General features: G+C 42.5%; 2 protein-coding genes. Both read right to left on the bottom strand.

The annotated features are described in order from the left end of the window. Window positions 1-1300 (bottom strand): transketolase family protein (locus PLK24_RS10085; protein ID WP_324478766.1); only part of this gene is annotated, 1300 nt, incomplete at its 3' end. 211 nt (window positions 1301-1511) lie between these two features. Then, window positions 1512-3095 (bottom strand): DUF4919 domain-containing protein (locus tag PLK24_RS10090; protein WP_324478768.1); only part of this gene is annotated, 1584 nt, incomplete at its 5' end.

The following is a 3095-nucleotide window of genomic DNA, read 5'->3' on the forward strand; positions in this document are numbered from 1 at the left end:
CGTTAAGAATGCTTCCCATGGCATGCTCCCGAATACCAAACATTATGTTTCTTCCAGTGTAACCAAAAGGACCAGCTACTACTCCCTGCATTTTTTCTGCTTCAGGAACTGGTGGATGGAAGGTCCCTTTTCCCTTAAGAACAGTGTTGGTAGAAGGATCCAAGTCAGCTGAACCACCCATCAAAGCTGGGCAATTTTTAGCAATAGCATTCATTACTTCCCCTCCAACACTGCGAGTGGCAATGTTTTTGGTTTCTGGGGGATAAGAAGGAATGTCCTGTGCCCAATTCTCGGGAAGGATTCCTTTCATTCTTTTTTCAAATTCTTCAGCTTCAGCCGGATATTTTTTGGTATACTCGGTAAATACAGCATTCCATTCCTTTTCTGCCTGAGATCCTTTATTGACGGTTTCTCTCATATGATTTAAGACATCCTCGGGTATAAAAAAGGGATTTTCTTCCGGCCAGTTATAAAACTTCTTAGTAGCAACCACTTCCTCAGACTTTAAGGGAGAACCATGAACCTCAAAACTATCTTGTTTTGGACTTCCATAGCCGATATGAGTGGTGACCATTATTAAGCTCGGATGGGTACTATCAGCTTTGGCCTCCTGGATGGCTTTTTCGATTGCAGCCAAATCATTGCCATCTTCAACTTCTAACACTTGCCAATTATAGGCTTCAAATCTTTTTCTAACATCCTCGGAATAATGAAGCCCTGTTTCCGATGCCAAGCTAATATGGTTATTATCGTAGAGGTAAATGAGTTTCCCTAATTGCAGATGACCTGCCAATGAAGCTGCTTCGGAAGCAACTCCCTCCATGAGGTCACCATCACTCACGATAGCATAGACATAGTGGTCAACCAGGTTAAAACCAGGGCGATTGTATGTTGCAGCTAAATGACTTTCCGCAATAGCCATCCCTACCCCGGTGGCAAAACCTTGTCCCAAAGGTCCAGTAGTAATTTCTACTCCACACTCTAAATCATATTCCGGATGTCCAGGAGTTTTGCTCTCCCATTGGCGAAAGTTTTTCAACTCCTCCAGGGTCATTTTTTCAAATCCCGATAAATAAAGCATTGCATATAAAAGTGCTGAACCATGACCTGCGGAAAGAACGAAACGATCCCGATTCACCCAGCAAGGATTTTTGGGGTTGATAGAGAGAAATTTTTTAAATATAGCATAGGCCATAGGAGCTGCTCCTAAAGGCAGACCAGGATGACCAGAATTGGCTTTTTGAATGGTATCCAAAGCCAGCATACGTATGGTTTTAACCGAAAGTTCTTCAATGTTCATAAATAAATCTCCTTTCCTTCCAATTATTAATTTCTTGATATATTCTGAAAATACAGGAACGTAAAAAATTATGTCATCCTGAGGCTTCGTTTTTCGAAGCCGGTTAAATATTTGCCGTTACAAAATAAATGGTTATCCAGTCTCATTATTATGCCATACAAACTAAAAATGAAAAAGCTATGCAAGAAAAATATCGTTGAACAATAACCTATCAATCGGATAGAGGTGGTAAGGTTTCAGTTGGGAGAGGAGTAGGTGTTACCGTTGCGGTTGGAGTCGGCATCGGTGTTAGAAAGGGAGATGGGGTTGGTTGAACAGCCTGAAAAGTCACACCGGTAATGAGGGGGGAAATCCAACCCTGAGCTTCAGTATAGAGATTGTTGGGAACAATAATCACCAGGGCACCTTCGGGTTGTTCATAGCTCACCAGAAAACTAATATAGTCCTTCCCATCGGCTGTTTGAAAGCTTCCTACCATGGTACTAACTTCCATGCTTCCTTGGTCTCCTTCATTAGTTTGAAAAAGCACCGGCTGGCTCAGCATCTTGCCCTGTTTTTGGGTCAAATCCTGACGGAAAAAACTCAGAGTTCCGACAGTGTCCCCACTGAGAATATAGAGAGTCCCTTGGCTGGGAGTTTGGTATTCAACAATATTTGGCCACTCCCCTCCTTTACTCGATCCAGCAGGAAGTGAAACTTGGAATGATCCATCGGGCGCAGTATATTCCAGAGAGGTTGTAACCGGGAAAGTGGGAGTTACAATTGGGGTCACAACTGCCGATGGTGATGAGGTGGTGGGTTGGTATTGAATCCCAGTTACCAGGGCGGAGAGCCAGTTTTGAGCAGCTGAATAGGATTCGGTGGGAAGTACCACTACCAGACCATAGTCTATCCCAGCATAGGTGACGAGGAGAACGGCATAACTTTTTCCATCAAGGACCTGAAAAGATCCAGACATAGTATAGAGCTGAATTTTTCCCGATAGGTTTCCAGCCTGGAACTGGCTTTCCCCGGAGAGAGATCCCGGTCTTTTTATGATTTCATCGGAAAAAGCTTTCATAGTATTCGCATAATCAGAGATGATCAGATAGAGATTGCCATTATTGGGGGCCATACATTGTATAAGGTTGGTTTGTGAAGCCAGAAGGGAAAAACCAGCAGGAAAATGAATGGAAAACTGACCGGTGGGATCGGTATAGGTAGTGATGGGTTGGAGAGCTGGGGTGGGGGGAGGTGGGGTGATAACTGGCGTGGTCACAATCGGACCAGTTTGTTGGGCTTTTTGGTATGGGATATTAATATTAAAATAAAGATCGCTTATTTCACCGGTTTCATCGGCTTTAACCTGAATCACATGAAAGTAATGACCATCATGTAAAGTCGGTTCAAAAACTTGATCTGGATCTGCCGGAGTTACCTGTACAAAGGTCATCATTGCCTTTTCTTCCCAAGTTGATATGACCTGATAGGCGGTCTCATAACTTTTTCCATCTCCTTGAATAGAGGTAATGATATTAATAAACATCAACAAATGAAATAAGGGATCTCCTTCCCCGCTTTCTTTATAAATTTTCGCGAATAAATCATGAACAAAAGGATTCAGATATTCTCCTTCTAAAAGTTGGTTTCCTAATTCAATGGCTTCATCATTATGTTTATCGAACCAAGCCTGAGCCATTTTGAGTATATTCTCATCTCGTTCTGGTGACTCCGGTTGATAAAAAGACGTCTGAGTGTAAAGCATTCGAAGCTTGGTATAATCTGTCTCAGTATCTTCTCCCTTTTTTATTTTTTC

It is taken from the genome of Atribacter sp., from assembly GCF_035418125.1.
Taxonomy (GTDB): Bacteria; Atribacterota; Atribacteria; order Atribacterales; family Atribacteraceae; genus Atribacter; species Atribacter allofermentans.